Source organism: Streptomyces sp. NPDC015346 (assembly GCF_043078785.1).
In the GTDB taxonomy this organism is placed as follows: Bacteria; Actinomycetota; Actinomycetes; order Streptomycetales; family Streptomycetaceae; genus Streptomyces.
Window position 1 is genome coordinate 707,575 of sequence record NZ_JBIBTW010000005.1, and the last position, 23,906, is coordinate 731,480.

A 23,906-nucleotide genomic window follows, 5' to 3' on the forward strand; every position below is an offset into this window, starting at 1 on the left:
ACGCTCTGTCCATGAAATGGATTTGACGAAAGGCCCGGGCCCCCACAGCGTCTGCGGGGGCCCGGGCCTTGTCTGACGAGAGGTCAGGTCGTTCAGTTGTTCTTGGCGCGCGAGGCCGTGCGGCCGCGCTCCTTCTGGTCCAGGACGACCTTGCGGATACGCACGGCCTCCGGGGTCACCTCGACGCACTCGTCGTCGCGGCAGAACTCCAGCGACTGCTCCAGCGAGAGCTTGCGCGGCGGGACGATCGCCTCGAAGGAGTCGGCGGAGGAGGAGCGCATGTTGGTGAGCTTCTTCTCCTTGGTGATGTTGACGTCCATGTCGTCGGCGCGGGAGTTCTCGCCGACGATCATGCCCTCGTAGACCTCGGTGCCGGGGTCGACGAACAGCACGCCGCGCTCCTGCAGGTTGGTCATCGCGAAACCGGTGACCGCGCCGGCCCGGTCGGCGACCAGCGAACCGTTGTTACGGGTGGTCAGGGTGCCGAACCACGGCTCGTGACCCTCGTGGATCGAGTGGGCGATGCCCGTACCGCGGGTGTTGGTCAGGAACTCCGTACGGAAGCCGATCAGGCCACGGGACGGAACGACGAACTCCATGCGGACCCAGCCGGAGCCGTGGTTGGACATGTTGTCCATGCGGCCCTTGCGGACACCCATGAGCTGCGTGACCGCGCCCATGTGCTCCTCGGGGACGTCGACCGTCAGACGCTCGACCGGCTCGTGGATCTTGCCGTCGATCTCCTTGGTGACGACCTGCGGCTTGCCGATGGTGAGCTCGAAGCCCTCGCGGCGCATCTGCTCGACCAGGATGGCGAGCGCGAGCTCACCACGGCCCTGGACCTCCCAGGCGTCCGGCCGCTCGGTGTCGAGGACGCGGAGCGAGACGTTACCGATCAGCTCGCGGTCCAGGCGGTCCTTCACCTGGCGGGCGGTGACCTTGCGGTCCTTCACGGCGGACTTCGCGTCCGCGCCCTTGCCGGTGCCACCGCGACCGACGAGCGGCGAGGTGTTCGTACCGATGGTCATCGAGATGGCGGGCTGGTCGACCGTGATCAGCGGCAGCGCGATCGGGTTCTCCGGGTCGGCCAGCGTCTCGCCGATCATGATGTCGGGGATACCGGCGACGGCGCAGATGTCACCGGGGCCGGCGACCTCGGCCGGCTTGCGGGTGAGCGCCTCGGTCATCATCAGCTCGGTGATGCGGACGTTGGAGATCGTGCCGTCCCGCTTGATCCACGCGACCGTCTGGCCCTTGCGCAGCTCGCCCTGCTCGACGCGGAGCAGCGCGATACGGCCGAGGAAGTTGTCGGCGTCGAGGTTGGTGACGTGCGCCTGGAGCGGCGCCTCCTCGTCGTACACCGGGGCCGGGACGTGCTCCAGGATCGTGGAGAAGAACGGCTCCAGGCTGTCGCTGTCCGCCGGGACGGTGCCGTCCTCCGGCTTGGTCAGCGAGGCGACGCCGTCACGGCCGCAGGCGTAGACGATCGGGAACTCGATCTGGTCCTCGTCCGCGTCCAGGTCGAGGAAGAGGTCGTAGGTCTCGTTGACGACCTCGTCGATCCGGGAGTCCGGGCGGTCGGTCTTGTTGATGCAGAGGATGACGGGCATCCGGGCCTGCAGGGCCTTGCGCAGCACGAAGCGGGTCTGCGGGAGCGGGCCCTCGGAGGCGTCGACGAGAAGGACGACCGCGTCCACCATCGACAGACCGCGCTCGACCTCGCCACCGAAGTCGGCGTGGCCGGGGGTGTCGATGATGTTGATCGTGATCGGGGCCCCGCCGTCCTTGGGGTGATACTTCACCGCCGTGTTCTTGGCGAGGATCGTGATGCCCTTCTCACGCTCCAGGTCGTTCGAGTCCATCATGCGGTCGTCGAGGTGCTGGTGGGCGGCGAAGGCACCGGCCTGCTTGAGCATGGCGTCGACGATGGTCGTCTTGCCATGGTCGACGTGGGCGACGATGGCGACGTTACGGATGTCGTGGCGCGTGGGCATGGGTGCTTGCGCTTCTCTCGGATCGTGGGATGCGGCGTCAGTTCCTCTTACGCCCGCCGGGCGGACGCGCCACGGCTAAGTCCTATGGTACGGGGCTGCCGCGCAAGGGGCTTCCCCGACCGGATCCGAGGGGGTCCGCTGGAGGTTTTGGGATGCCTCGGTGGTGCGATCGTGCACAGAGCGTGGAGGGGGAGAACGTGATCGAGCGACCGGGTCAAGGGGCCGGACGTGATCCTGCCCGCCGGGATCACCGGCGGGCAAGGAACTTGAGCTGCATCTGAGGTTGAGCGCTGTACTTTCGGCTATTCCTTGGTGTCGCGCTCCGCGCCCTTGGCCGATTCGGGCTTCTTGAACCCGATGTCCTGGTAGCGCGGGGTCGCGAAGCCCCAGGCGCCCGCGTTCACCACCTCGGGCTTGGCGGCGACGAGCTGGGGGCGCTGATAGAGGGGGATCGATCCCGCGGCGGCCCAGATCCGGGCGTCCGCCTGGCGGACCAGCTCGCGGGCCTCCTTCTCGTCGAGGGTGGCCACCGCCTGGTCGAACAGCTGGTCGATACGGTCGGTGCCGACCCGCGCGTAATTCTGCTCGACCAGGAGGGAGCCGTCCGAGGCGGGCTCGGGCTTGGCGTAGATCGGCCGCGCGTCGGTCGCCGGGAAGGCGGTGGCCGGCCAGGAGTAGAGGGCCAGGTCGTAGTCGCCGGAGGCGATGTGGTCCTTGAAGAAGCTGTCGTCGGCGACCTTCGTGACCTCGGTGCGGATGCCCACCACGTCGAGCATCCGGACGATCCTGTCGCCGACCGCCCGCAGCGACTCCGAGCCGGGGCCCGAGGGCAGGACGAAGCGCAGGCTGAGCGGCTTGCCGTCCTTGCCCAGGGACTGAGGGGCGGCGCCCGGGACGGCGGGGGCGGCGGTGCCGCGCGGGGCGTAGGCCCCCGCGGCGCCCCGGTCGGGCCCGCCGGCGTTGCGGGCCCTGGCTTCCATGGCGGCGTCCGGGTCGGTGTCGAGGGAGGCGGCCTGGCGGAGCAGGGCCACCGTCTGGAGCGCGGCGCCGGGCGCCGGGGCGAGGACGTGCGTACCGCTCTCGGGGCCCGTGGCGGCGAGGGCGGGGCCGGCCTTGGCGTCCAGGGGGCGGGTGCCGCTCTCGGGACCGGCGGCGCCGAGGGCGGGGCCGGCGGCCTTGGCGTCGACACGGGCGGCGGCGCCGCCCGGCTTGTCGTCGCCGACGATGTAGAGGCCGTCGTTCGAGGCGACGTCGGCCTCGGGCTTCCCGGCCCCGGCGGGGGTGCCGGCCCGGTCGGCCGCGTCCGTGGCGTTCTTGTCGGCGGCCTTGTCCTTCTTCTCCGCGGCGTTCTCCGCGTCCTTCTCGGCGGCGTTCTCCGCGTCCTTCTTCGTCGCCTCGCCGCCGGCCTTCGTCCCGGCCGGCTTCTTCTCCGCGCCACCCGGCACCCAGCCCGCGTCCGCGAGCAGCGCCCGCGCCTCCTCGGTGTCCTGGTCGCCGAGCGCGTCGCTGCTGTCCGCGTACGCCGCCTGTCCCGCCAGGGCCAGGTGGCTGCCCGGCGGCTTGGCGGGCAGCCCGAGCGGCTTGAGTACGGATTCGGCCAGTTCCTGGCGGTCGATGGCGCGGGCCACCGCCCTGCGTACCCGCTCGTCGGCGAGCGGCCCCGACTCTCCGTTGAGCGAGAGTTGGGTGTACGCGGGCTCCAGGGACTTGCGCACCACCAGCTTCCCGAGGGCGCTCTGCTCGGTCGCGTACCGCTCGATGGCCTGCTGGTTCTTCTCGCGGGCGGCCTGGACGATCACCGCCTGCTCCTGGTCGGAGCCGTGCGCGAGGGCCCATGCCTTGAGCGCCGCGGAGGGGGTGATCGCGGCGCCGGGGCCGTGGGTGAGCGCCTGGCCGCCGTTCCGGTCGGCGCGGGCGTCCCGTACCGCGAGCGCGATACGGTCCGCGGCGGCCCGGTCGATCTCGGCCAGGTCGAGGCCGCCGGCGGCGAGCGCGGCGACGCGCTCCGAGCGGGGCACCGCCTTGAGGACGAGCTGGTCGAGCTTGGCGGGCTGCCCCCACCAGCGCGGGTTGCGGGCCAGTGTGACCGTGCCGGCCGTGCGGTCGGACGCCTTCAGCAGGAACGGTCCTGCGGTCGACTTCAGCGTGGTGCGCGCGCCGTCGTTGAAGCTGTTCGGGGCCCCCATCACCTCCTTCGGGTAGAGGGGGGTGAAGAGGGACTGCCAGTCGGCGTACGGCTTGGCGAAGGTGACCCGTACCTCCAGGTCGTCCTTGCCGCGCTCGATCTTCTCGATCCGCTCGTAGCCGGCGTTGCGCGCGGTCCAGTAGGCGGTGTCCCGGCCGCTGAGGGCGCGCCACTGCGCGACGAAGTCGGGGGCGCCGATCTCGCGGCCGTCGCTCCAGACGGCCTGCTGGTTGAGCTTGTAGAGGACGACCTGCCGGGGCTCGGTCTCGACCACCTGCGCGGACTCCAGGTAGTCCGGGTTGCGCTGCGGCCGGCCGCGCTCGTCGAGGGTGTAGAGCGAGGGGAGTACGGCCCCGGTGACGCGGGAGGTGGAGCCGTCGGCGTCGGCCTGGAAGGCGTTGAGCGTGGTGGGCATCGCGTCCACGGCCCAGCGCAGGGTGCCTCCGTCGGCGACCCGGTCGCGGGCGGTGGGCGCGTGGTCCGGGGCGGCGGCCGGGGCCTCGTCGGCCCCGTCGGCGGAGCTGCACCCGGCCAGGACGGAGACGGCGAGCACCGCGCTGGTGAGGGTGGCGACGGAGCGGATCGTGCGGGAGCGGGGGCTCCTGGAGCATGTCCTCCCGCGAGGGGCGCCGACCTGGGCCATGACTTGTACCCCTTCGTCCAGTTTTATGGCATATGGCGATGATCACACCTATTGCTCATACACTGAAAAGGAAGGAGCGGATCCGGCGACGACGACACGGCGGCACGGCGCGCGAACGTCACCCATGCGGCCCAATCGACGGACGGCGGGGCGCTCCGGACGAGTGGAATCCCGTACGCATGGGTTCACAAGCGGGATGTGACGCGCGACACTCTCCCCCAGGTCGGCTTCGCCCGGCCCGGGGGGAATCCCCCAGCGCGTGTTCGCCACCCCGCGATCGCGGAAGTGAGGGCAATCGATGTCCCTTCAGGACGATTTGGCGGCCGTCAAGCGCAGTCTCGACGACCTGGTCCGTACGGTCGGACAGCTGGAACGCAGCATCGCGGCGGAGCGTGGCGCCCCCTTGCCGCCGACCACGAGCCGGCCCGACCTCGTGACGATCCCCGACACCCCCTACGACAGCGGGCTGTGGACCGACACGGACGACGAGGGCCTGGGAGCACGCGACCGGCACGCGCCCTAGGAGACCTCGTTGGCCACAGGAACCGAACCGCCCTCCACCGGAAGGGGGGTGACCGCCACCGGGGTGCACTCCCCCTCCCGCGCGGCGATCGCCCCCCGCCATCTGCGGACCGACCGCTGGTGGCTGGCGCCCGCCGCCACCGCCGCCGGACTGCTCGCCTTCATCGCGTATTCCACCTGGCGCGCCTTCGCCAACTCCGGCTACTACGCCGCGCCCTACGTCTCGCCGTTCTACTCGCCCTGCCTCGCGGAGAACTGCGTCCCGATGAAGGACGGCCCCAACTGGGAGATCTTCGGCAGCTGGTGGGGTCTCTCCCCGGCGCTGCTGATCCTGGTCTTCCCGCTCGGCTTCCGGCTGACCTGCTACTACTACCGGAAGGCGTACTACCGCGGCTTCTGGGCCTCGCCCCCGGCCTGCGCGGTCGCCGAACCGCACACGGCCTACACCGGCGAGACCCGCTTCCCGCTGATCCTGCAGAACCTCCACCGGTACTTCTTCTACGCCGCCCTCCCGGTCGCCGCGATCCTCACCTACGACACGGTGCTGACCTTCCGGGACTCCTCCTACGCGTGGGGCCACGCGGGCCTCGGGACGGTGATCTTCCTCGTCAACATCGTGCTGATCTGGGCGTACACGCTCTCCTGCCACTCCTGCCGGCACATCGTCGGCGGCCGGCTGAAGAACTTCTCCCGGCATCCCGTGCGCTACCGCCTGTGGACGCTGGTCGGAAAGTTGAACGCCCGTCACATGCTGCTCGCCTGGACCTCGCTGATCAGCGTCGCGCTCTGCGATCTGTACGTGTACCTGCTCGCCACCGGCACCTTCGACGACCCGAGGATCTTCTGACATGGCACAGGTGGAACGGCAGCAGTGGGACGTGGTGGTGGTCGGCGCGGGCGGCGCCGGGCTGCGGGCCGCGATCGAGGCGCGCGAGCGAGGCGCCCGTACGGCCGTGATCTGCAAGTCGCTCTTCGGCAAGGCGCACACGGTGATGGCCGAGGGCGGCATCGCCGCCTCCATGGCCAACGCCAACCCGCACGACAGCTGGCAGATCCACTTCCGCGACACCATGCGGGGCGGGAAGTTCCTCAACCAGTGGCGGATGGCCGAGCTGCACGCGCGCGAGGCCCCGGACCGGGTCTGGGAGCTGGAGACCTGGGGCGCCCTCTTCGACCGTACGGCCGACGGCCGGATCTCCCAGCGCAACTTCGGCGGACACGAGTACCCGCGGCTCGCGCACGTCGGCGACCGGACGGGCCTGGAGCTGATCCGCACCCTCCAGCAGAAGACCGTCTCCCTCCAGCAGGAGGACTTCCGCGCGACCGGTGATTACGAGTCACGGCTGAAGATCTTCCAGGAGTGCACGGTCACCCGCGTCCTGAAGGACGAGGCGGGCCGGGTGAGCGGGGTCTTCTGCTACGAGCGGGAGAGCGGGCGCTTCTTCGTCCTGGAGGCGCCGGCCGTGGTCCTCGCGACCGGCGGGATCGGCAAGTCCTTCAAGGTGACGTCGAACTCCTGGGAGTACACCGGCGACGGGCACGCCCTCGCGCTCCTCGCGGGCGCGCCACTGGTGAACATGGAGTTCGTGCAGTTCCATCCGACCGGAATGGTCTGGCCGCCGTCCGTGAAGGGCATCCTCGTCACCGAGTCGGTGCGCGGCGACGGCGGGGTGCTGCGGAACTCCGACGGCAAGCGGTTCATGTTCGACTACGTCCCCGACGTCTTCAAGGAGAAGTACGCCGAGACGGAGGAGGAGGGCGACCGCTGGTACGAGGACCCGGACAACAACCGGCGCCCGCCCGAGCTGCTGCCGCGCGACGAGGTGGCGCGGGCCATCAACGCGGAGGTGAAGGCGGGGCGGGGCTCGCCGCACGGCGGGGTCTTCCTCGACGTGTCGACCCGGATGCCGGCGGAGGTGATCAAGCGGCGCCTGCCCTCGATGTACCACCAGTTCAAGGAGCTGGCGGACGTGGACATCACGGCGGAGGCGATGGAGGTCGGGCCGACCTGCCACTACGTGATGGGCGGCGTCGCGGTCGACTCCGATACGGCTGCGACGGTGGGCGTGCCGGGGCTCTTCGCGGCCGGTGAGGTCGCCGGCGGCATGCACGGCTCCAACCGGCTCGGCGGCAACTCTCTCTCCGACCTGCTGGTGTTCGGCCGGCGGGCGGGGCTCCACGCCGCCGAGTACGCGACGGGGGCGGGGCGTCCGGCGATGTCCCAGGACGCGGTGGACGCGGCGGTGGCCGAGGCCCTCGCTCCGTTCGGCGCGGCCGACGCCGCGGCCTCGGAAGGGCCGGCCGAGAACCCGTACACCCTCCACCAGGAGCTGCAGCAGACCATGCACGATCTCGTCGGCATCATCCGGCGGGAGGGGGAGATGACCGAGGCGCTGGAGCGGATCGCCGTGCTGCGCAAGCGGGCGCGGCGGGCCGGGGTCGAGGGGCACCGGCAGTTCAACCCCGGCTGGCACCTGGCGCTCGACCTGCGGAACATGCTGCTGGTGAGCGAGTGCGTGGCGCTGGCGGCGCTGGAGCGGACCGAGAGCCGGGGCGGGCACACCCGCGAGGACCATCCCTCGATGGACCGGGCCTGGCGTGCGGTGAACCTGCTGTGCCGCGCGGTCGACGAGGGTGTCGTCCTGGAACGGACGCGCACCGAGCCCATCCGTCCGGACCTGCTCGCCCTCTTCGAGAAGGAGGAGCTGGTCAAGTACCTCGCCGAAGAGGAGCTCTACGAGTGAGCAGCTACAGGGCCGCCTTCAAGGTGTGGCGGGGCGACGCGGGCGGCGGCGATCTGCGGGACTTCACGGTCGAGGTGAACGAGGGCGAGGTCGTCCTCGACATCATCCACCGGCTGCAGGCCACCCAGGCGCCGGATCTGGCGGTGCGCTGGAACTGCAAGGCCGGCAAGTGCGGCTCCTGCTCCGCCGAGATCAACGGGCGGCCGCGGCTGCTGTGCATGACCCGGATGTCGGTCTTCGACCGGGCGGAGACGATCACCGTGACCCCGCTGCGGGCCTTCCCCGTGGTGCGCGACCTGGTGACGGACGTGTCCTTCAACTACGCGAAGGCGCGGGAGGTCCCGGCCTTCGTCCCGCCGGAGGGGCTCGCCCCGGGCGAGTACCGGATGGGTCAGCGGGATGTGGAGCGCTCACAGGAGTTCCGCAAGTGCATCGAGTGCTTCCTGTGTCAGGACACCTGCCATGTGGTGCGGGACCACGAGGAGAACAAGACGGCCTTCGCCGGCCCGCGTTTCCTGATGCGGGTGGCCGAGCTGGACATGCACCCCCTGGACGCCGCCCGGGAGGCGGGCATCGACCGGAAGCGGACGGCGCAGGAGGAGCACGGGCTGGGCTACTGCAACATCACCAAGTGCTGTACGGAGGTCTGCCCGGAAGGCATCAAGATCACCGACAACGCGCTGATCCCGCTGAAGGAGCGGGTCGTGGACCGCAAGTACGACCCGCTGGTGTGGCTGGGGAACAAGATCCGGCGGCGGCCGGGGGCGTGAGTTCCGGCCGCGGAGCGTCGGCCGCAGGGGGGTCAGCCGCGGGGGGTCAGTGCCAGCCGTCGCGGTAGGCCTGCCAGTCGCCCTCCTTCGCGGCGAAGTCGACGTAGAGCGCGACGCCGAACCGTTCGCGGTCGTGGTCCGTGCGCCCGAGGCCCAGCCGGGTGCCGCGGATCGCGGCCGCGACCGTCTCCGCCGAGTCGTGGTGGCCGAGGTCGTCCTCGTGGAAGAATGGCAGGCCCATCAGCAGGTCGGTGTCGTCGGGCGTGACCTCGAGGGCGAGGCTGGTCTGCTGGGCGACGTAGCCGCCGTAGAGGCTCTCCAGCGGCATCCAGGTGTCGTACGACATGACGGCGATCTGGTCGACGCGGCGGGCGACCTGTCCGAAGAACTCCTGCGACCACCACTTCTCGCTGCCGCTGAGGGCGCCGTTCACCGTGTGCGCGGCCGGCAGCGGGTCGATCTGGTGGGCGGCGACGGAGAGCGGCACCTTGCGGGCCCTGGTCAGCTCGCCCAGATCGTCGAGGAGGGAGAGGTAGTTCGCGTCGTCCGAGAGCAGGGGTTCCAGGTCGAAGTGGACCCCGTCGAAGCCGACGTCGAGGATCTGCCGGGCCGAGCCGACCACGGCGGCGCGGGAGGCGGCGTCCTCCAGGCGCAGTCCGTCCGGGCCCTCGGTGGCCAGGATGTCCCCCAGCCACGCGTGCACCCGTATCCCCGGCATCGTCCGGTGCACGCTCTCGATCAGCCACTTCGCGCGCGGGTAGCGGGCGGCGGGGAGCGTTCCGTCGTGCTCCAGCGGGCCCGCGTGGACGTAGAGGTCGCGTATCCCCGTGCCCTTGATCCGGGCCGCGAAGGCGGTGAGGTCGGCGTCCTTCTTCCGGCCGTCCACCCAGGCGTGGCCGAGCCAGATGGCGTCCTTGCCGCGGGACTGCGTCCCCTCGCGCAGGTCGCCCGCGTAGTTGATCCGCAGGGCGAGCGCGCTACCGGCCGGCGGGACCACCAGGAGCAGGACAAGGCCGAGCACGACCCCTCGGCCCCACCGTCCCCGCCGCCACCAGCCGCGTACGCGTCCGTTCACCCGAGCCTCCAAGAATCTCCGTCGTCGTGATCACCACCGTAGAGGCGGCCACCGACAGTGACGTCGGGCCGTGGGGAACGGGTTCCGCCCGGTCGCGGGCGAACAGATCGGGACATAACCTCCCCATGTGACGCGAACAGCCGCCCGAGCCCCTCTCCGGAGCCTCCTCGCGGTGCTGCTGGCGGCGTGGTGGCTGGTCGTCCCCGCCGTTCACGGCGCCCATGCCGACGACCCCGTCGTGCTGTCCCGTGAGGGACAGATCACGGACCGGGTCGGCGCGCTGGGCGACCGCCGCAGTGCGGTCACCCAGGCCCTGGACCGGCTCTACGACGACCGGCGGATCCAGCTCTTCGTCGTCTACGTACGGGACTTCTCCGGGCGTTCGGGCCAGAGCTGGGCCGACGCCACCGCCGAGCGCAACGGCCTCGGTGTCAACGACGTGCTGCTGGCGGTGGCCACCCACGACCGCCAGTACGGCTACTCGGCCGATCCGGGCTCGCGGTTCACCCAGGCCCAGCTCGACGACGTGGCCGAGACCGCGATCGAGCCCGCGCTGCGGGAGAACGACTGGGCCGGTGCCGCGATCGGCGCGGCGAACGGCTTCGACGCCGTGCTCGCCGGACTGCCGGTGCCGACGCCCAGCATCACGCCCGGCGCCGCGGACCCGGGCGGCGCGCCCGACGAGGGGGGCTCGGCGACGGACCTCCTCGTTCCCGTCGTCCTCCTCGGCGGGGCGGGGGCCGTGGCGGCGTACGCGTACAGCAGGCGCCGACGGCGGACGGCGACCCGTACGACGCCGAGCGGCGGGCAGGGCTGGGGCGCGCCGCGGGAGCCCGCGCTCCCCACCCTGGACGAGTTGGACGGCCGGGCCCGGCGGGATCTGGTGACGACCGACGACGCCGTCCGCACCAGCCAGGAGGAACTCGGCTTCGCGACCGCCCAGTTCGGCGAGGAGGCGGTGCGGCCGTTCACCGAGGCGGTGGCGTTCGCGAAGGGGGAGCTGACGGCCGCGTTCCGGCTGCGGCAGCAGCTCGACGACGCCTTCCCCGAGGACGACGCGACGCGTCGCTCGATGCTCGACGAGATCGTCCGGCGGTGCGGCGCGGCGAACGCGCGGCTGGACGCGGAGGCGGATGCCTTCGACCGCCTGCGGGCCCTGGAGCGCAACGCCCCGGAGGCGCTGAGCGTGGCCGAGGCCGCGTTCCGTGAGCAGACCGGCCGGGTCACCACGGCGGAGGCGACGCTGACCGCGATGCGCGGGCGGTACGCCGAGTCCGCCGCCTCACCCGTCGCGGGCGACGTGGAACAGGCCAAGGACCGGCTGCTGTTCGCGACGACCCATCTGGAGCGGGCCCGGCAGAGCGTCGAGGCCGGTGACAACGGGGCCGCGGCCGTGCACATCAGGGCCGCCGAGGGCGCCGTCGACCAGGCCGCCCGGCTCAGCGAGGCCGTGGACCGGCGGGCCCGGGAGGTCGCCGAGGCGGCCGGCAGGCTGCCGGTCTCGCTGAGCGAGACCGAGGCCGACCTCGCCGACGCCCGCGGGCTGCTCCGGGGCACGGCCGAGGGAGTCTCCACCGCCGACCTCCAGGGCCGCATCGCCCGGGCGGAGGCCGTCGTGGCCGATGTGCGCGGGTCCGTGGAGACGGGCCGCTACGACCCGATCGACGCGCTGCGCCGGGTGGAGGAGGCCGACGGCGCGCTCGACGAGGCCCTGGAGGGCGCACGGGAGCGCGAGTCGGGCACGCGGCGGGCGCGCGCGCTCCTCGACCAGGTGACGCTGACCGCCCGTTCGGCGATCGGCGCGGCGGCCGACTACATCACGACGCATCGCGGGGCGGTCGGCAGCGAGGCCCGTACCCGCCTGGCCGAGGCCCAGCGCCGGCTGGAGCGGGCCGACGCGCTCGCCGCGGCCGAGGACCCGCAGGGCGCGCTGGCGGAGGCCCGGCAGGCGGACGCGCTGGCCCGGCGCGCGCAGGACCTCGCCGAGCAGGACGTGCGGACGTACGGGAACCCGAACGGCTTGGGCGGTGTAACAGGGGTGGGAGGTGGAGGTGGCGGCGGGCTCGGCGGTGCGGTGCTCGGCGGCATCATCCTCGGCGGACTGTTCGGCGGCAGGGGAGGCGGCCATGGCGGTGGATTCGGCGGTGGATTCGGCGGCGGTTTCGGGGGCGGATTCGGTGGGAGCGGCGGGGGCGGGCCCGGCAGCTTCGGCGGCGGGGGGACCCGCGGCCGGCGGGGCGGCGGCGGCCGTTTCTGACCCCCACAGGCCTCTCGCGCTCCGCGCGTTCCACGCGTTACTGGCGTTCCTCGCGTTCAAGGAGAAGAAGCATGAGCAAGCAGACCGTCCTCGGCCGTGTCGCGCAGCTGGCGAAGGCCAACATCAACGCCCTGCTGGACCAGGCGGAGGACCCGCAGAAGATGCTCGACCAGCTGATCCGCGACTACACGAACAACATCGCGGAGGCGGAGGAGGCGGTGGCGACGACCATCGGCCATCTGCGGCTGCTGGAGCAGGACCACCAGGAGGACGTGGAGGCGGCGAAGGAGTGGGGCGAGAAGGCGCTGGCCGCGAGCCGGAAGGCGGACGCGCTGCGGGCCGACGGGAAGACGGCGGACGCGGACAGGTTCGACAACCTGGCGAAGGTCGCGTTGGGGCGTCAGCTCCAGGCGGAGAAGGAGGCGCGGGCGGCGGAGCCGACGATCGCCTCGCAGACGGAGGTCGTGGAGAAGCTCAGGAGCGGCCTGGACCAGATGAGGGCGAAGCTCGGCGAGCTGAAGGCGAAGCGGGACGAGCTGGTGGCGCGGGCCACCTCGGCACAGGCGCAGAACCGGATGATGGACGCGGTGAAGAGCATCGACGTCCTGGACCCGACGAGCGAGCTGAGCCGGTTCGAGGACAAGGTGCGGCGCGAGGAGGCGAGGGCGATGGGCAAGCAGGAGCTGGCGGCCTCCTCGCTGGACGCCCAGTTCGAGGAGTTGGACGCCCTCGGCGACAGCGCGGAGATCGAGGCCCGGCTCGCCGCGCTCAAGGGGTAGCCGCGCCGCGGTCCACCACGCCGCGGCCACCGCGGGGGCCGGGGCCGGGCCGCACCGGGCCGCGACGCCGCTCGGGCGGGTCCGCGGGGCGGTGCGGCGCCGGTCAGAACATGCTCAGCAGCTGCTCCACGGTCGGTTCGGCGGCGCCGTCACCGTCCGGCAGGGGGAGTTCGAACCAGACGGTCTTGCCGCGAGGGGTGCGGCGCGAGCCCCAGGCGGCGCTGAGGAGGCCGACCAGCTGAAGTCCGCGCCCACCCTCGTCGGTGTCGCGGGCCCGGCGGCGCCTGGGCTGGACCAGGCCCGAGTCCCACACCTCGCAGACAAGGGTGCGGTCCCGCAGCAGCCGCAGCCGGATCTCGCCCTCGCCGTAGCGCAGCGCGTTGGTGACCAGCTCGCTGACGAGGAGTTCGACCGTGTCCACCAGCGGTTCGAGGTCCCAGGCGGTGAGCTGGGCGCGGGCCAGTTCGCGGGCCCGGCCGACCGAGCGGGGTTCCCTGGGCAGCCGCCAGTCCCCCACGGCGTCGCAGGGCAGCCCCTGGATACGGGCCATGAGGAGGGCGATGTCGTCCTCGCCGTGCTGGGTGTCGAGGGTGGTCAGGACGTGGTCGCAGACGTCCTCGAGGGGGCGGGCGGGGTCGGTGAGCGCGCTGCGGAAGGCGCTGAGTCCTTCGTCGAGGGGGTGGTCCCGGGACTCGACGAGCCCGTCGGTGTAGAGGGCGAGCAGCGAGCCCTCGGGGAGCTCGACCTCCACCTCCTCGAAGGGTTCCCCGCCGACGCCGAGCGGCATCCCGGGCGGCACGTCGAGGAGCAGCGCCTGTTCGCCGGGTTCGACGAGGACGGGCGGCAGATGGCCGGCGTTGGCGAAGGTGCAGCGCCGGGTGACCGGGTCGTAGACGGCGTAGACGCAGGTGGCGAGGTAGACCTCGGAGAGTTCCGGTCCTCGGGCCTTGTGGGCGCGGCCGCTCTGCTGGGCGCCCGCGGGGGCGCCGAGGCCGCGGGCGATCTCGTCCAGGTGGGAGAGGACCTCGGCGGGTTCGAGGTCGAGCTGGGCGAGGGTGCGTACGGCGGTGCGCAGTTCGCCCATGGCGACGGCGGCGCGCAGGCCGCGGCCCATGACGTCGCCGATGACGAGGGCGGTGCGGTGGCCGGGGAGTTCGATGACGTCGAACCAGTCGCCGCCGACCTCGGTGGCGGTGGTGCCGGGGAGATAGCGGCAGGCGATGTCCAGGCCCGCGGCCTCGGGGTCGCCGGGCGGGAGCAGGCTGCGCTGAAGGATCAGGGCCCGTTCGTGTTCGCGGCGGTAGAGGCGGGCGTTGTCGATGCAGACCGCCGCGCGGGCGGCCAGTTCGACGGCGAGGGCCCGGTCCCGCTCCCCGAAGGGCTCGCTGCCCTTGGTCCGGGAGAACTGGACGAGGCCGACGACGGTGTCGTGGGCGACCATCGGGACGACGAGGGTGGACTGGACGAGGCCGCCGTCGGCACCCGGCACCGTCCGGACGCGTCCGGTGCGCAGGGCTCCGGCGCAGGGGGAGTTGAAGGGGTAGCGGTGGACGGAACCGACTTCGACGGGACCGGTGCCGGTGGCGCTCGCGCAACAGCTGTCGACGGCGCCGGGGGACGTGGTGGCGGCGGCGGTCCTGAGCGGGGTGTCGGAGACGGCGCTGGCGAAGGCGACCCGGCGCAGTTCGGCGCTGCCCGCTCCGTAGCCCACGTCGTGGGAGCTCCCCCAGCGTCCGGGCGGGGCCTCGTCCCCGGTGAGCAGGCCCTGGTAGAGGTCGACGGAGGCGAGGTCGCAGAAGCCCGGCACGGCGACGTCGAGGAGTTCGCGGGCGGTGGCCTCCAGGTCGAGGGAGTTGCCTATGCGGGCGCCCGCCTCGTTGAGCAGGGCCAGGTTGCGGCGGGCGTTGGCCGCCTCGCGGGCGGCGTTGTGGCGGCGGGTCACGTCGATGCCGAGTCCGGCGACGCCGATGGGCCTGCCGGTGCCGCTGTGCACGCGGTAGAGGTTGATCGACCAGTGGCGCCGGTCGTGGGAGCCGGGCGGGGCGCCGACGATCTGGAGCTCGGTGACGGCCTCGCCGGTCTCCAGGACGCGTTGGAGGGCGGCGGTCATCCGCTCCGCCTCGGGGCGCGAGAGATAGTCGTGGACGGTGCGGCCCCGGTGGTCCTCGGCCGAGCCGCCGAAGACGGTGGCGAAGCGCTGGTTGGCGCGCTGCACGGTGAGGTCGGTGCCGAAGAGGAGGAAGCCGAAGGGCGATTGGCCGAAAATGGCCTGCGAGGCGGCGAGGTCGGTCTCGATGCGGCGCAGGGCGCGGACGTCGACGACGATGCAGAGCGCGGCCCGCTCGCCGGTCGGTGTCTCGCTCGGCATGACGTACATCTCGGCGATCCCCTCGTGGACCCCCTCGCGCCGGGTCTGCCCCGGGATACGGAAGGGGACGAGGCCCGTCCATTCCTTGCCGTCGAGGATCTCCGCGACGCGGCGGCGACCGCGCTCCCGCAGGTCGGCGGGCATGAAGGCCTCGACCGGGTCCTTGCCCATCGCCTCCTGGGCGGGCACGCCGAAGAGGTCGACGGCCCGTCGGCTCCACTGGTCGACGAGCCCGTCGGGCCCTATCGAGAAGGAGGCGACACGGATGTAGTCATAGATCGAGCCGGGCGGGCTGCTCTGCCACACGACGCCGCTCGCCGACTCAGGTATCTCGCTCACGCGACCGTCCCCTCCAGCTCACCGCACCGGACCGGCCATGCCCGCAGTATTCAGCACTACGGCCCCCGACGGCACGACGTTCACGATCACAGGGTGGTCTCGTTCATTTCAAGCCGAGCCCGTGGTGATCGTTGTCCCTTCCCTCCTTCTAACCAGGCAGGGACAGCTCGAACCACACCGTCTTGCCCGTCCTGCCTTTGCGGGTCCCCCAGCGACGTGCGGAACAAGCCACGAGCTGGAGTCCGCGGCCCCCCTCGTCGTCGGGTCCGGCCGCGCGTTCGGTGGGCGGATCCGGAAGCGGATCGGAGACTTCCACGAGCAGCGCGGGGCGGTGGGCGGTGTCGCCCTCCACGGACGGGAGGTGGACCAGCCGGACGCCGATCGGGCCGGAGGCGTAGCGCAGGGAGTTGGTCACCAGCTCGCTCACCAGCAGAACGGTGATGTCACCGACGGCCGCGTCGATCTTCCAGGTGCGGAGCGTGTCGCGGACGACGTCCCGCGCCGCGCGCACGGCGTTGGCCTCCGCCGGGAAGTCCCATTCGGCGCAGTCGCCTTCGGTGTCGATCACGCCCGATCACTTCCCCAACCCAGCTTCAGCAGGATGACCCACGTCCTATTTCGGGGGGTTAATCTGCACATACCCGATATTCAGGGCGGGATATCGCGGGGAGGGGAGGAGTGGGCGCACGGTGGCACGAACGGCGTAGGCGTCAGCCGCGCACTCCGTCCGCCGGGACGGCCGGCAGCCGCAGGCCGGCCTCGGCGACGGCGGGCCGGTCCTGGTCGAGCCAGTCGACGGAGTCGAGCTCGTGCCGGGCCAACCAGCGCAGTTCGTCGTGGTCCTGAAGGGCGCGCGGTTCACCGGAGAGCAGCCGGGCGGTCCACACCTGGAGGACGTAGCCGGGCTTCAGGGGCCACTCGCCGGGGATCCGTTCGCCCGGCTCGGTCTCCACGCCGAGTTCCTCGCGGAGCTCGCGGACCAGGGCTTCCTCGGCGCTCTCGCCCGGCTCCAGCTTGCCGCCGGGCAGCTCCCAGCGGCCCGCGAGTTCGGCGGGGGCGCTGCGGCGCGCGGCCAGCAGGCGCCCCCGGTCGTACACGGCCCCGGCGACCACGACGACGTGGTCCGTGCTGCGATCTGTCATGGACCGGAGCGTAACCCGCGGCTCGGGGCGGGGTCAGAGCGCGGGCTGGCCGATGCGCTCCACCCAGTAGAGCTGCTGGTGTCCCCGGTCGTCGAGGCTGTCGGCGACCTTCTGGGCCTCGTCCTGCGTGGCGTACCGCCCGACCCGATAGCGGTTGCCGTTGTCGTCCTGCCGTATGACCAGCCACGGCAGGACAGGGCCACTGTCGGTCATCGGGCTTCCCCCTCCGCCGGTCCGGGCGCCTTTAAGGATCTCCAGGAAACAGCAATCCGCATATGCCCGAGCTTACGCCTGACCTTTACACAGCGGATACGGGTTTTCACGAAGAGGTACGGATCCGGCTGGAAACGACGCCGTCGAGGCCGAAGATCAGGCTCCCGCGGCGGCCCTGGGCGCCCGGGCGGGGGTGTCCGGGCGCCCTGCGGTCACCGCACCGGCAGGTGGTAGGCGATGCGGTACCGGTCGGCGGGGACTACCACGTCAGCGGTCTCCACCGCCCGCCCCGAGGCGTAGTACGTCCGCTCGACCACCATCACCACATGGCCGGGCACCCCCCCCAGCGCCAGGAGCTCCTCCGCGAGGCCGGGGCGGGCGCCGACCTCCTCCACCACGTTGTCCACGACGACGTCGATCGCCGCCATCCGCTCGACGACCCCGCAGCCGCCGAGCGGCCCCTCCTCGGGCAGCATCACCGGCGTGCGGCCGGTGACCGACAGCGGCTCCCAGGAGGTGGAGAGCATCATCGGCTCGCCCCCGTCCCGGTAGACGTACCGGGTGCGCATCACGCGCTCCCCCGGCTGGATGCCGAGCCGGGCGGCCACCACGGCGTTCGCCGGCTCCTGCTCGCTGCTCGACTCCCAGGTGCCCCGCGCACCGTCGGCCGCCTGCTCCTGCCGGAAGGGGTTGGCTCCGTTCGGCGGGCGGTACCCGGAGCGGGCGATCCGGCGCGGCACCGGCCGCTCCCGTACATACGTCCCCGATCCCGAACGGCCCTCGACGAGCCCCTCGGCCATCAGCACCTTGCGGGCCTCCAGCGCCACCGTGTCCGAGACTCCGTACTCCTCGCGGATCCGGGCCTGCGAAGGCAGGCGGGTGTGCGGCGGCAGCGAGCCGTTGGCGATCTTCTCCCGGAGATCGCTCGCCACACGCAGATAGGCGGGCTGCTCACCGAACGTCACTGGACACTCCCCTCAGGTTGACGGACAGCTACAGAGTGACAACCCTCGGTGTCCACCCGCAAGCATGGGCCAAAGTTTCACTCGAAGTGATGACTGGCCTTTACGCCTGCGCTTACCGCAGGTATAGCCCCCGCTTCGGGGGCCCGGCTCTTCGCGTGAGACGACCGTTGACGGCGACGCCCGGCCGCGATGGCCACGACTGTCCACGGCCGGCCACGGCCCGGCCACGGCGGCCTGCGACGCGGCGTCAGACCGTCGTACCGGGACCCGACTCCGCCGTCAGTCCGAGACTTCCGCGCGCGGCGGGCTCCGACTTCCAGGTGGTCATGTCGTAGGCCGTGTCGTAGTGCTCCCAGAAGGCGTCCGCGTCACCCGACTTCGCGAGCTTGTCCCACTCCTTGGCCGCGGCCTCGATCTCCATGGCCATGGCGGCCACCGGCGCCGAGGCCTTCGCGGGCCACTGACGGCTCTTCAGGGCGGTGCTCGCGCCGGTGAGGGCGGTGTGGACCGTGCGGGCCCACGCCGTGTTGGCCGCCAGGTCCGCGTCCGCGTCGGCGTCCGGCTCCTGACCCAGAGCGGTGTCGATCGGGTTGACGCCCCGCAGGAAGGCGAGCTGCCCGGCGTCGAGCGTGGACCCGTCGCTGCGCAGCGAGCCCTTGACCGGCTCGCCGCCGTCGACGACGTACGAGCAGGTGACAGTGCGGTCGCCGGCGCGCCAACTGCGGCTGCTGGGCATGTAGTAGTACGTCCAGACGTCGTCGGGGATCGCCCAGGTGTCCAGCGCGTACGCGTCGCCGATCCGCTCGCAGCGGTCCACCGCGATCCGGTCGATCGCCTTCTCCCCGGGCCACTTGGTGAAGCCGGTGAGCAGGAAGCTGCCGGTGACCTCGCCCTCGTGCGCCACCGCGCAGTCCACGACCTCCACGTCCGAGGTCACGGCCTCCAGCTTGCCGTCGACGTTGTAGCACTGCCCCGTGCGCAGCGCGAAGGCCGACTGGGAGCGCGACTCCTCGTCCAAGCCCTTCTCGAAGCCCTTCCACGCCTTGCCGAAGGCGCCGCTCACCAGGCCGAGGACCATGAGAAGACAGCAGATCGAGGACAGGACGATGCCCGCGATCGCCAATCCTTTGCCCGTCTGGTTCTTCTTCCTGATCTGCGGCAGAGCGATCAGGCCGAAGACCAGCCCGAGCGGCGGAAGGCAGCAGACGATGCCGGAGACCAGGGAGGCGATGGCGAGCCCGTTGGTGGTTTTCGGCGGCGCCCCGTAGGGACCGAGGGCCGGGCCGTGCCCCAGGGCGGTTCCAGGACCGTACGGGGTGTAGGGGCCGGGGTTGTACGGCCCCGGCACCGGCCCGGGAGCGGGCCAGCCCTGCTGCGGCGGTGGGGAATCCTGGGGCGGCTGGACGGGCTCCACGAGTACGGTGCTCCTGCGGGGGGCGGACGATACGAACGTACGAACGAGCGCGCATCGTACGCGGTCGGAGTACAGGGGCGGTACACGGGTGACCGGAACGCCGACCGCCCTTTGGTGGAACGAAGGGGGCGGTCGCCCGCCGGCGACCGCCCCCTCACTCACGTACGAACTCCGTGAAGTCCGCGAACTCCCTTACCGAGGCCGCTCAGAACTGCAGGGCCCAGGAGTCGATCTTGCCGGTGTCGTAGTTCGCGTTGTCGCTGACCCGGAGCTTCCACGTGCCGTTCGCGACCTCGGAGGAGGCGTTGACCGTGTACGTGGTGTTGATGTTGTCCGCGCTGCCGCCGGAGCCGTAGGCCTTCAGCGTGTACGCCGTGCCGTCGGGGGCGATGAGCTGGACCTGGAGGTCACCGATGTAGGTGTGAACGATGTTCACAGGCACCTGGAGGGCGGACGGCGCGTTGCCGGTGACGCCGCTGACGGTGACCGGGGACTCGACGGTCGCGTTGTCGGCGATCGCGTAGTCGGTGGTGTTCTCGAACCGCTTGCCGGGCGGCGGGGTGGTGCCGCCGCCACCGACGAAGAGCAGCTTGTTCGGGGAGCCGGTGCCCGGGTTGGTCACCACGTTCGGGGTGGCGGCGGTGGCCAGCGCCGACGACACCTGGGCCGGGGTGGCCGTCGGGTTGTCGGCGAGGTAGACCGCGGCCGCGCCCGCGACGTGCGGGGTGGCCATCGACGTACCGGAGATGGTGTTGGTGGCGCTGTCGCTGCTGTTCCACGCCGAGGTGATGGAGGAGCCCGGGGCGAAGAGGTCCAGCACGCTGCCGTAGTTGGAGAAGCTGGAGCGGGCGTCGGTGTTGGTCGTGGAGCCGACCGTGATGGCCTCCGAGACGCGCGCCGGCGAGTAGTTGGACGCGTTGGAGTTGTCGTTGCCCGCCGCGACGGCGTACGTGACGCCCGAGGCGATCGAGTTGCGCACGGCCGTGTCGAGGGCCGAGTCGACGCCGCCGCCGAGGCTCATGTTGGCGACGGCCGGCTTCACGGCGTTCCGGGTCACCCAGTCGATGCCGGCGACGACCTGCGCGGTCGTGCCGGAGCCCTGGTTGTTGAGCACGCGGACGCCGACGATCTTGGCCTTCTTGGCGACGCCGTAGGCGGAGCCCGCGACGGTGCCGGCGACGTGCGTGCCGTGGCCGTGGCCGTCCTGGGCGACGTTGTCGTTGTCGATGGCGTCGTAGCCGTTGAAGGCCCGGCCGCCGAAGTCGCTGTGGGAGATCCGTACACCGGTGTCGATGACGTACGCCGTCACGCCCTGGCCCGCGGTGTCCGGGTAGGTGTAGCTCTGGTTCAGCGGGAGGGCCCGCTGGTCGACCCGGTCCAGGCCCCAGGACGGCGGGGAGGGCTGCGTGCCGCTGATCGTGAAGACACGATTCTGCACGACGGACTCGACCGCCGGGTCGGCGGCGAGCTTCTTCGCCTGCGCCTCGGAGAGTTCGACGTTGTAGCCGTTGAGCGCCGAGGTGTACGTCTTCTTGATCTTGGCGCCGTACTCGGCCGCCACCGCGCGTCCCTTCGCCGTCTCCGCCTGGGCGGACTCGTCGAGGGTGACGATGTAGCTGCCCGCGATCGTTCCGGGGGCTCCGGCGTTCTGGATGACACCTTCCGGGGCGGCCTCGGCCGCGGTGGCCGGGAGGGCGGAGACGGTGCCGAGAGCCAGAGCGGCGACGGCTATGGCGCTGGCGGCGGTGAGTCTGCGCCGCGAGTCACGCATCACTGACATGTGAGGGATCCTCCTCATTGGTGGTGCGCTGCTGTGGGGGAAGGCAGGGACATGTCAAAACGACATGAGGTGTCCACGCCGTTTCGAATATCCGGCTGCCGAGCGAAAGATTGGCGGATCCATAGGAATCGCACAAGGGTCCTGAGCGCCCCGCAACACGCCCGCCACACGGCTGCCATGCTGAGTCCCATGACGGCCTATGTGTGTCCCCGATGCGGCGTGCGCGCCCCCGCGGACGCCCTCACCTGGTGTTGTCCGCGGTGCCGCGGCCCCTGGGACCTGGATTTCATGAGTGCGCCGATGTCACTCACATCTCTCGCGTCACGTGTGAATTCCTTGTGGCGTTACGAGGAGGCGCTGCCGCTGGCGACCGAGGTCCCTCATGTGACGCTCGGCGAGGGCCGCACGCCGCTCGTCCCGCTCACGGGCTCGGCCACGGGCTCGGCCACTGGCTCGGTTTCGGCCAAACTCGACTTCCTCATGCCGACGTTGTCCTTCAAGGACCGCGGCGCGGTCATGCTCGCGGAGCTCGCCCGCCGTCTCTCGCGGGCCGGCGGGGTGCGCCGCGTCCTCGCCGACAGCAGTGGCAACGCGGGAACGGCCATCGCCGCGTACTGCGCGCGGGCGGGGCTCGACTGCGCCGTCTACGTACCGGAGGGCACCTCCCCCAAGAAGCTGGAGCAGATCCGGGCGCACGGAGCCCTGCCGACGCTCGTCCCCGGCGACCGGGAGGCCACCGCGCGGGCGGCCCGTGCGGCCGCCGACGAGCCCGGCACCTTCTACGCCTCGCACGTGTTCAACCCGCACTTCCTGCACGGCACGAAGACGTACGTCTACGAACTCTGGGAGGAGCTCGGCGGCCGGCTCCCGGACACGATCGTGGTCCCGGTCGGCAACGGCACCCTGCTCCTGGGGGCCGCCCTGGCGGTGGACGAGCTGTACGGCCACGGTCTCGTCGAGACCCGCCCGCCCCTGGTCGCCGTCCAGGCCGAGGCGGTGTCCCCGCTGGCCGCGGCCTTCCACGCGGGCGCCGACGACCTCCTCGCGCCGGCGGCCGCGCGCCCCACGCTCGCCGAGGGCATCGCGATCCCGAACCCGCCCCGCGCGCGCCAGATCCTGCGTGCGGTACGCGCGTCGGGCGGGACCTTCCTGACCGTGACGGAGGATCAGCTCCACGCGGCCCAACGGGATCTGGCCAGACGCGGCCTGTTCGTCGAGTCGACCGGCGTGGCCTGCTGGGCTGCGGTACGCGCGGCGCCACGGCCGGGCCTGACCGTCGTACCGCTGTGCGGGGCGGGCGCGAAGACCGGCCTCAGCGCCCGGCCCGCTCCTCGTCGGTCACCGTAGAAGGTCACCGTAGAAGGTCACCGCAGAACCCGAGAAGCCGGTCGGGAAACGGCGCTGACCTCGCCTTTCCCACCGTGGTGACGATCGACTCCCGGGCACGGCCCCACGGTGGGAAAATTGAGTGAAGCCGGACAATCGCACATCACCCGGATCCGAACCCTGGAGGTGGATCATGGGAGAGGCACGCACGCTCATGGACCGTCTGACCGAGGCGGTGACCACGAAACCGGACATGGAGGCCGTCGCCGAACTCTTCGCCGAGAACGCGGAGGCGGTCACCCCGGACGCCGGCGAGCTGGAGGGACGCGAGGCCGTCGTCGCGTACTGGCGGACGATGACCGACGCGATCACGGAGGCCTCCTTCACGCCCCTCTACACCTTCGAGACCGGCGACACGGCCATCGACGAGGGCGTCTTCAGCGGCCGGAACACAGGCCCGATCGAGCTGCCCACCGGCGAGACCCTGCCGGCCACCGGCAAGGAGATCCGCATCCGCGGCGTCGACATCGCACAGGTCGCGGACGGCCGGATCGTGAGCTACCGGCTCTACTTCGACCAGATGGAGTTCCTGGGCCAACTGGGCCTGCTGCCCGAGGCGTAGAGGGGCTGCGGACGAGAGGACGAGGCGACATGTACGTACGCACGATCTACAGCACAGGAGACCCGGCCAAGCTCGACGGCGTGGCCGAGGCACTCAGCTCCGAAGGCCGTCGACTGCTCTCCGAACAGCCCGGCTTCCGCGGCATGGGCCTCTTCGTCGACCGCGATCTCGGCAAGCTCCTGATCGGCTCGTGGTGGGAGGACGAGGAATCCCGGGACGCGAGCTTCGAGCGCCTCAGTGAGCGGCGGAGCGAACTGCTCGCCCCCTTCGCCCGGACCGTCGCGGTCGACAACTGGGAGGCACCGGTGGCCCGCCGCGCGGAATCGCCCGGCCCGGACGCCCGGTTCCGCTGGGTCCGCATGGAGCTCGACCCGTCCGACGTGGACCTCCTGGTGGACACCTTCAAGAACATCGCGCTCCCCAAGATCGAGGGCGTCCCGGGCCTGGCGGGCACCTCCTTGCTCGTCGACCGCGCACGGGGCCGGGCGGCCGTGGGCGCGCTCTTCGACGATCAGGCCTCCCTCGCGGCCTCCCGCGGCACGCTCGCGGAGGTCCGCGGCGAGACGACGTCGAAGGCCCGCGTGGTCACCCGGAGCCTGGAGGAGTTCGAGGTCGTCCTGACCACGGTGGTGCCGCGGTCCTGAGTGTCGTATCGCCCTTGAGTGTCGTCACGCGCTGAGTGTCGTCACGCCCTGAGTGCTGAGTGTCGTAACGCCCTGAGTGTCGTATCGCGGAGATGACAAACTCGGCTCGAGGCCCGGACATGGA

At 71.6% G+C, this 23,906-nt stretch carries 19 protein-coding genes; 9 read left to right on the plus strand and 10 right to left on the minus strand.

Annotated features, from left to right (window positions below; all coding sequences use genetic code 11):
- Positions 1-92 precede the first annotated feature (92 nt).
- Both typA and ACF06X_RS22225 read right to left on the minus strand, forming a co-directional pair.
- Positions 93-1,994 (minus strand): translational GTPase TypA, encoded by a 1,902-nt coding sequence (gene typA, locus ACF06X_RS22220; RefSeq protein WP_392288976.1) that lies wholly within the window; start codon positions 1,992-1,994, stop codon positions 93-95.
- A 302-nt stretch (positions 1,995-2,296) separates the two neighbouring features.
- On the minus strand, positions 2,297-4,822 hold the full coding sequence (locus tag ACF06X_RS22225) for an ABC transporter substrate-binding protein (RefSeq protein WP_392288977.1): 2,526 nt from the start codon (positions 4,820-4,822) through the stop codon (positions 2,297-2,299).
- A gap of 298 nt (positions 4,823-5,120) precedes the next feature.
- On the opposite strand from ACF06X_RS22225, the gene ACF06X_RS22230 reads away from it, so the two are divergent.
- Genes ACF06X_RS22230 through ACF06X_RS22245 form a run of 4 tightly spaced genes read left to right on the plus strand, consistent with a single transcriptional unit; the run spans position 5,121 to position 8,858 of the window.
- Entirely contained in the window at positions 5,121-5,345 is a 225-nt protein-coding gene (locus ACF06X_RS22230) for a hypothetical protein (RefSeq protein WP_392288978.1), read from the plus strand.
- 9 nt (positions 5,346-5,354) lie between these two features.
- Positions 5,355-6,191 carry a hypothetical protein gene (locus ACF06X_RS22235; protein WP_392288979.1) on the plus strand — a complete coding sequence of 279 codons (837 nt, stop codon included), beginning with the start codon at positions 5,355-5,357 and terminating at the stop codon, positions 6,189-6,191.
- 1 nt (position 6,192) lies between these two features.
- A complete protein-coding gene (locus tag ACF06X_RS22240) occupies positions 6,193-8,088 on the plus strand; it encodes a fumarate reductase/succinate dehydrogenase flavoprotein subunit (RefSeq protein WP_392288980.1) in 1,896 nt (631 codons plus the stop codon).
- Complete coding sequence (locus tag ACF06X_RS22245) at positions 8,085-8,858, plus strand: succinate dehydrogenase/fumarate reductase iron-sulfur subunit (RefSeq protein ID WP_392288981.1); 774 nt, start codon at positions 8,085-8,087, stop codon at positions 8,856-8,858. The genes ACF06X_RS22240 and ACF06X_RS22245 overlap by 4 nt, the downstream gene beginning before the upstream one ends.
- A 46-nt stretch (positions 8,859-8,904) precedes the next feature.
- Here ACF06X_RS22245 and ACF06X_RS22250 read toward each other — a convergent pair whose 3' ends face one another.
- Complete coding sequence (locus tag ACF06X_RS22250; RefSeq protein WP_392288982.1) at positions 8,905-9,945, minus strand: hypothetical protein; 1,041 nt, start codon at positions 9,943-9,945, stop codon at positions 8,905-8,907.
- 115 nt (positions 9,946-10,060) lie between these two features.
- Here ACF06X_RS22250 and ACF06X_RS22255 point away from each other — a divergent pair, with 115 nt between their 5' ends.
- The gene (locus ACF06X_RS22255) at positions 10,061-12,190 is read left to right on the plus strand and encodes a TPM domain-containing protein (RefSeq protein ID WP_392288983.1); all 2,130 of its coding nucleotides are present in this window, start codon (positions 10,061-10,063) and stop codon (positions 12,188-12,190) included.
- Between the two features lie 71 nt (positions 12,191-12,261).
- Entirely contained in the window at positions 12,262-12,969 is a 708-nt protein-coding gene (locus ACF06X_RS22260; protein WP_392288984.1) for a PspA/IM30 family protein, read from the plus strand.
- A gap of 103 nt (positions 12,970-13,072) precedes the next feature.
- Here ACF06X_RS22260 and ACF06X_RS22265 read toward each other — a convergent pair whose 3' ends face one another.
- The 7 genes from ACF06X_RS22265 to ACF06X_RS22295 form a co-directional block, all read right to left on the minus strand.
- Positions 13,073-15,676, minus strand: a complete 2,604-nt coding sequence (locus tag ACF06X_RS22265) for a SpoIIE family protein phosphatase (protein ID WP_392288985.1) — start codon at positions 15,674-15,676, stop codon at positions 13,073-13,075.
- Between the two features lie 148 nt (positions 15,677-15,824).
- Positions 15,825-16,244 carry an ATP-binding protein gene (locus ACF06X_RS22270; protein WP_392288986.1) on the minus strand — a complete coding sequence of 140 codons (420 nt, stop codon included), beginning with the start codon at positions 16,242-16,244 and terminating at the stop codon, positions 15,825-15,827.
- Between the two features lie 142 nt (positions 16,245-16,386).
- Complete coding sequence (locus ACF06X_RS22275) at positions 16,387-16,818, minus strand: (deoxy)nucleoside triphosphate pyrophosphohydrolase (RefSeq protein WP_392288987.1); 432 nt, start codon at positions 16,816-16,818, stop codon at positions 16,387-16,389.
- Positions 16,819-16,851: 33 nt separating this feature from the next.
- Complete coding sequence (locus ACF06X_RS22280) at positions 16,852-17,031, minus strand: SPOR domain-containing protein (RefSeq protein ID WP_392288988.1); 180 nt, start codon at positions 17,029-17,031, stop codon at positions 16,852-16,854.
- A 212-nt stretch (positions 17,032-17,243) separates the two neighbouring features.
- Entirely contained in the window at positions 17,244-17,996 is a 753-nt protein-coding gene (locus ACF06X_RS22285) for a GntR family transcriptional regulator (RefSeq protein ID WP_392288989.1), read from the minus strand.
- 247 nt (positions 17,997-18,243) lie between these two features.
- Positions 18,244-19,410: a DUF4190 domain-containing protein gene (locus ACF06X_RS22290; protein ID WP_392288990.1), complete on the minus strand. Its 1,167-nt coding sequence runs from the start codon at positions 19,408-19,410 to the stop codon at positions 18,244-18,246.
- 205 nt (positions 19,411-19,615) lie between these two features.
- On the minus strand, positions 19,616-21,190 hold the full coding sequence (locus ACF06X_RS22295) for a S8 family peptidase (RefSeq protein WP_392288991.1): 1,575 nt from the start codon (positions 21,188-21,190) through the stop codon (positions 19,616-19,618).
- Positions 21,191-21,367: 177 nt separating this feature from the next.
- Between ACF06X_RS22295 and ACF06X_RS22300 the strand changes: the two genes are divergently transcribed.
- The 3 genes from ACF06X_RS22300 to ACF06X_RS22310 all read left to right on the plus strand — a co-directional run bounded on the left by ACF06X_RS22300 (position 21,368) and on the right by ACF06X_RS22310 (position 23,782).
- A complete protein-coding gene (locus tag ACF06X_RS22300) occupies positions 21,368-22,537 on the plus strand; it encodes a threonine synthase (RefSeq protein ID WP_392288992.1) in 1,170 nt (389 codons plus the stop codon).
- A gap of 172 nt (positions 22,538-22,709) precedes the next feature.
- Entirely contained in the window at positions 22,710-23,138 is a 429-nt protein-coding gene (locus ACF06X_RS22305; protein WP_392288993.1) for an ester cyclase, read from the plus strand.
- A gap of 29 nt (positions 23,139-23,167) precedes the next feature.
- Positions 23,168-23,782 (plus strand): antibiotic biosynthesis monooxygenase, encoded by a 615-nt coding sequence (locus ACF06X_RS22310; RefSeq protein WP_392288994.1) that lies wholly within the window; start codon positions 23,168-23,170, stop codon positions 23,780-23,782.
- Positions 23,783-23,906 lie beyond the last annotated feature (124 nt).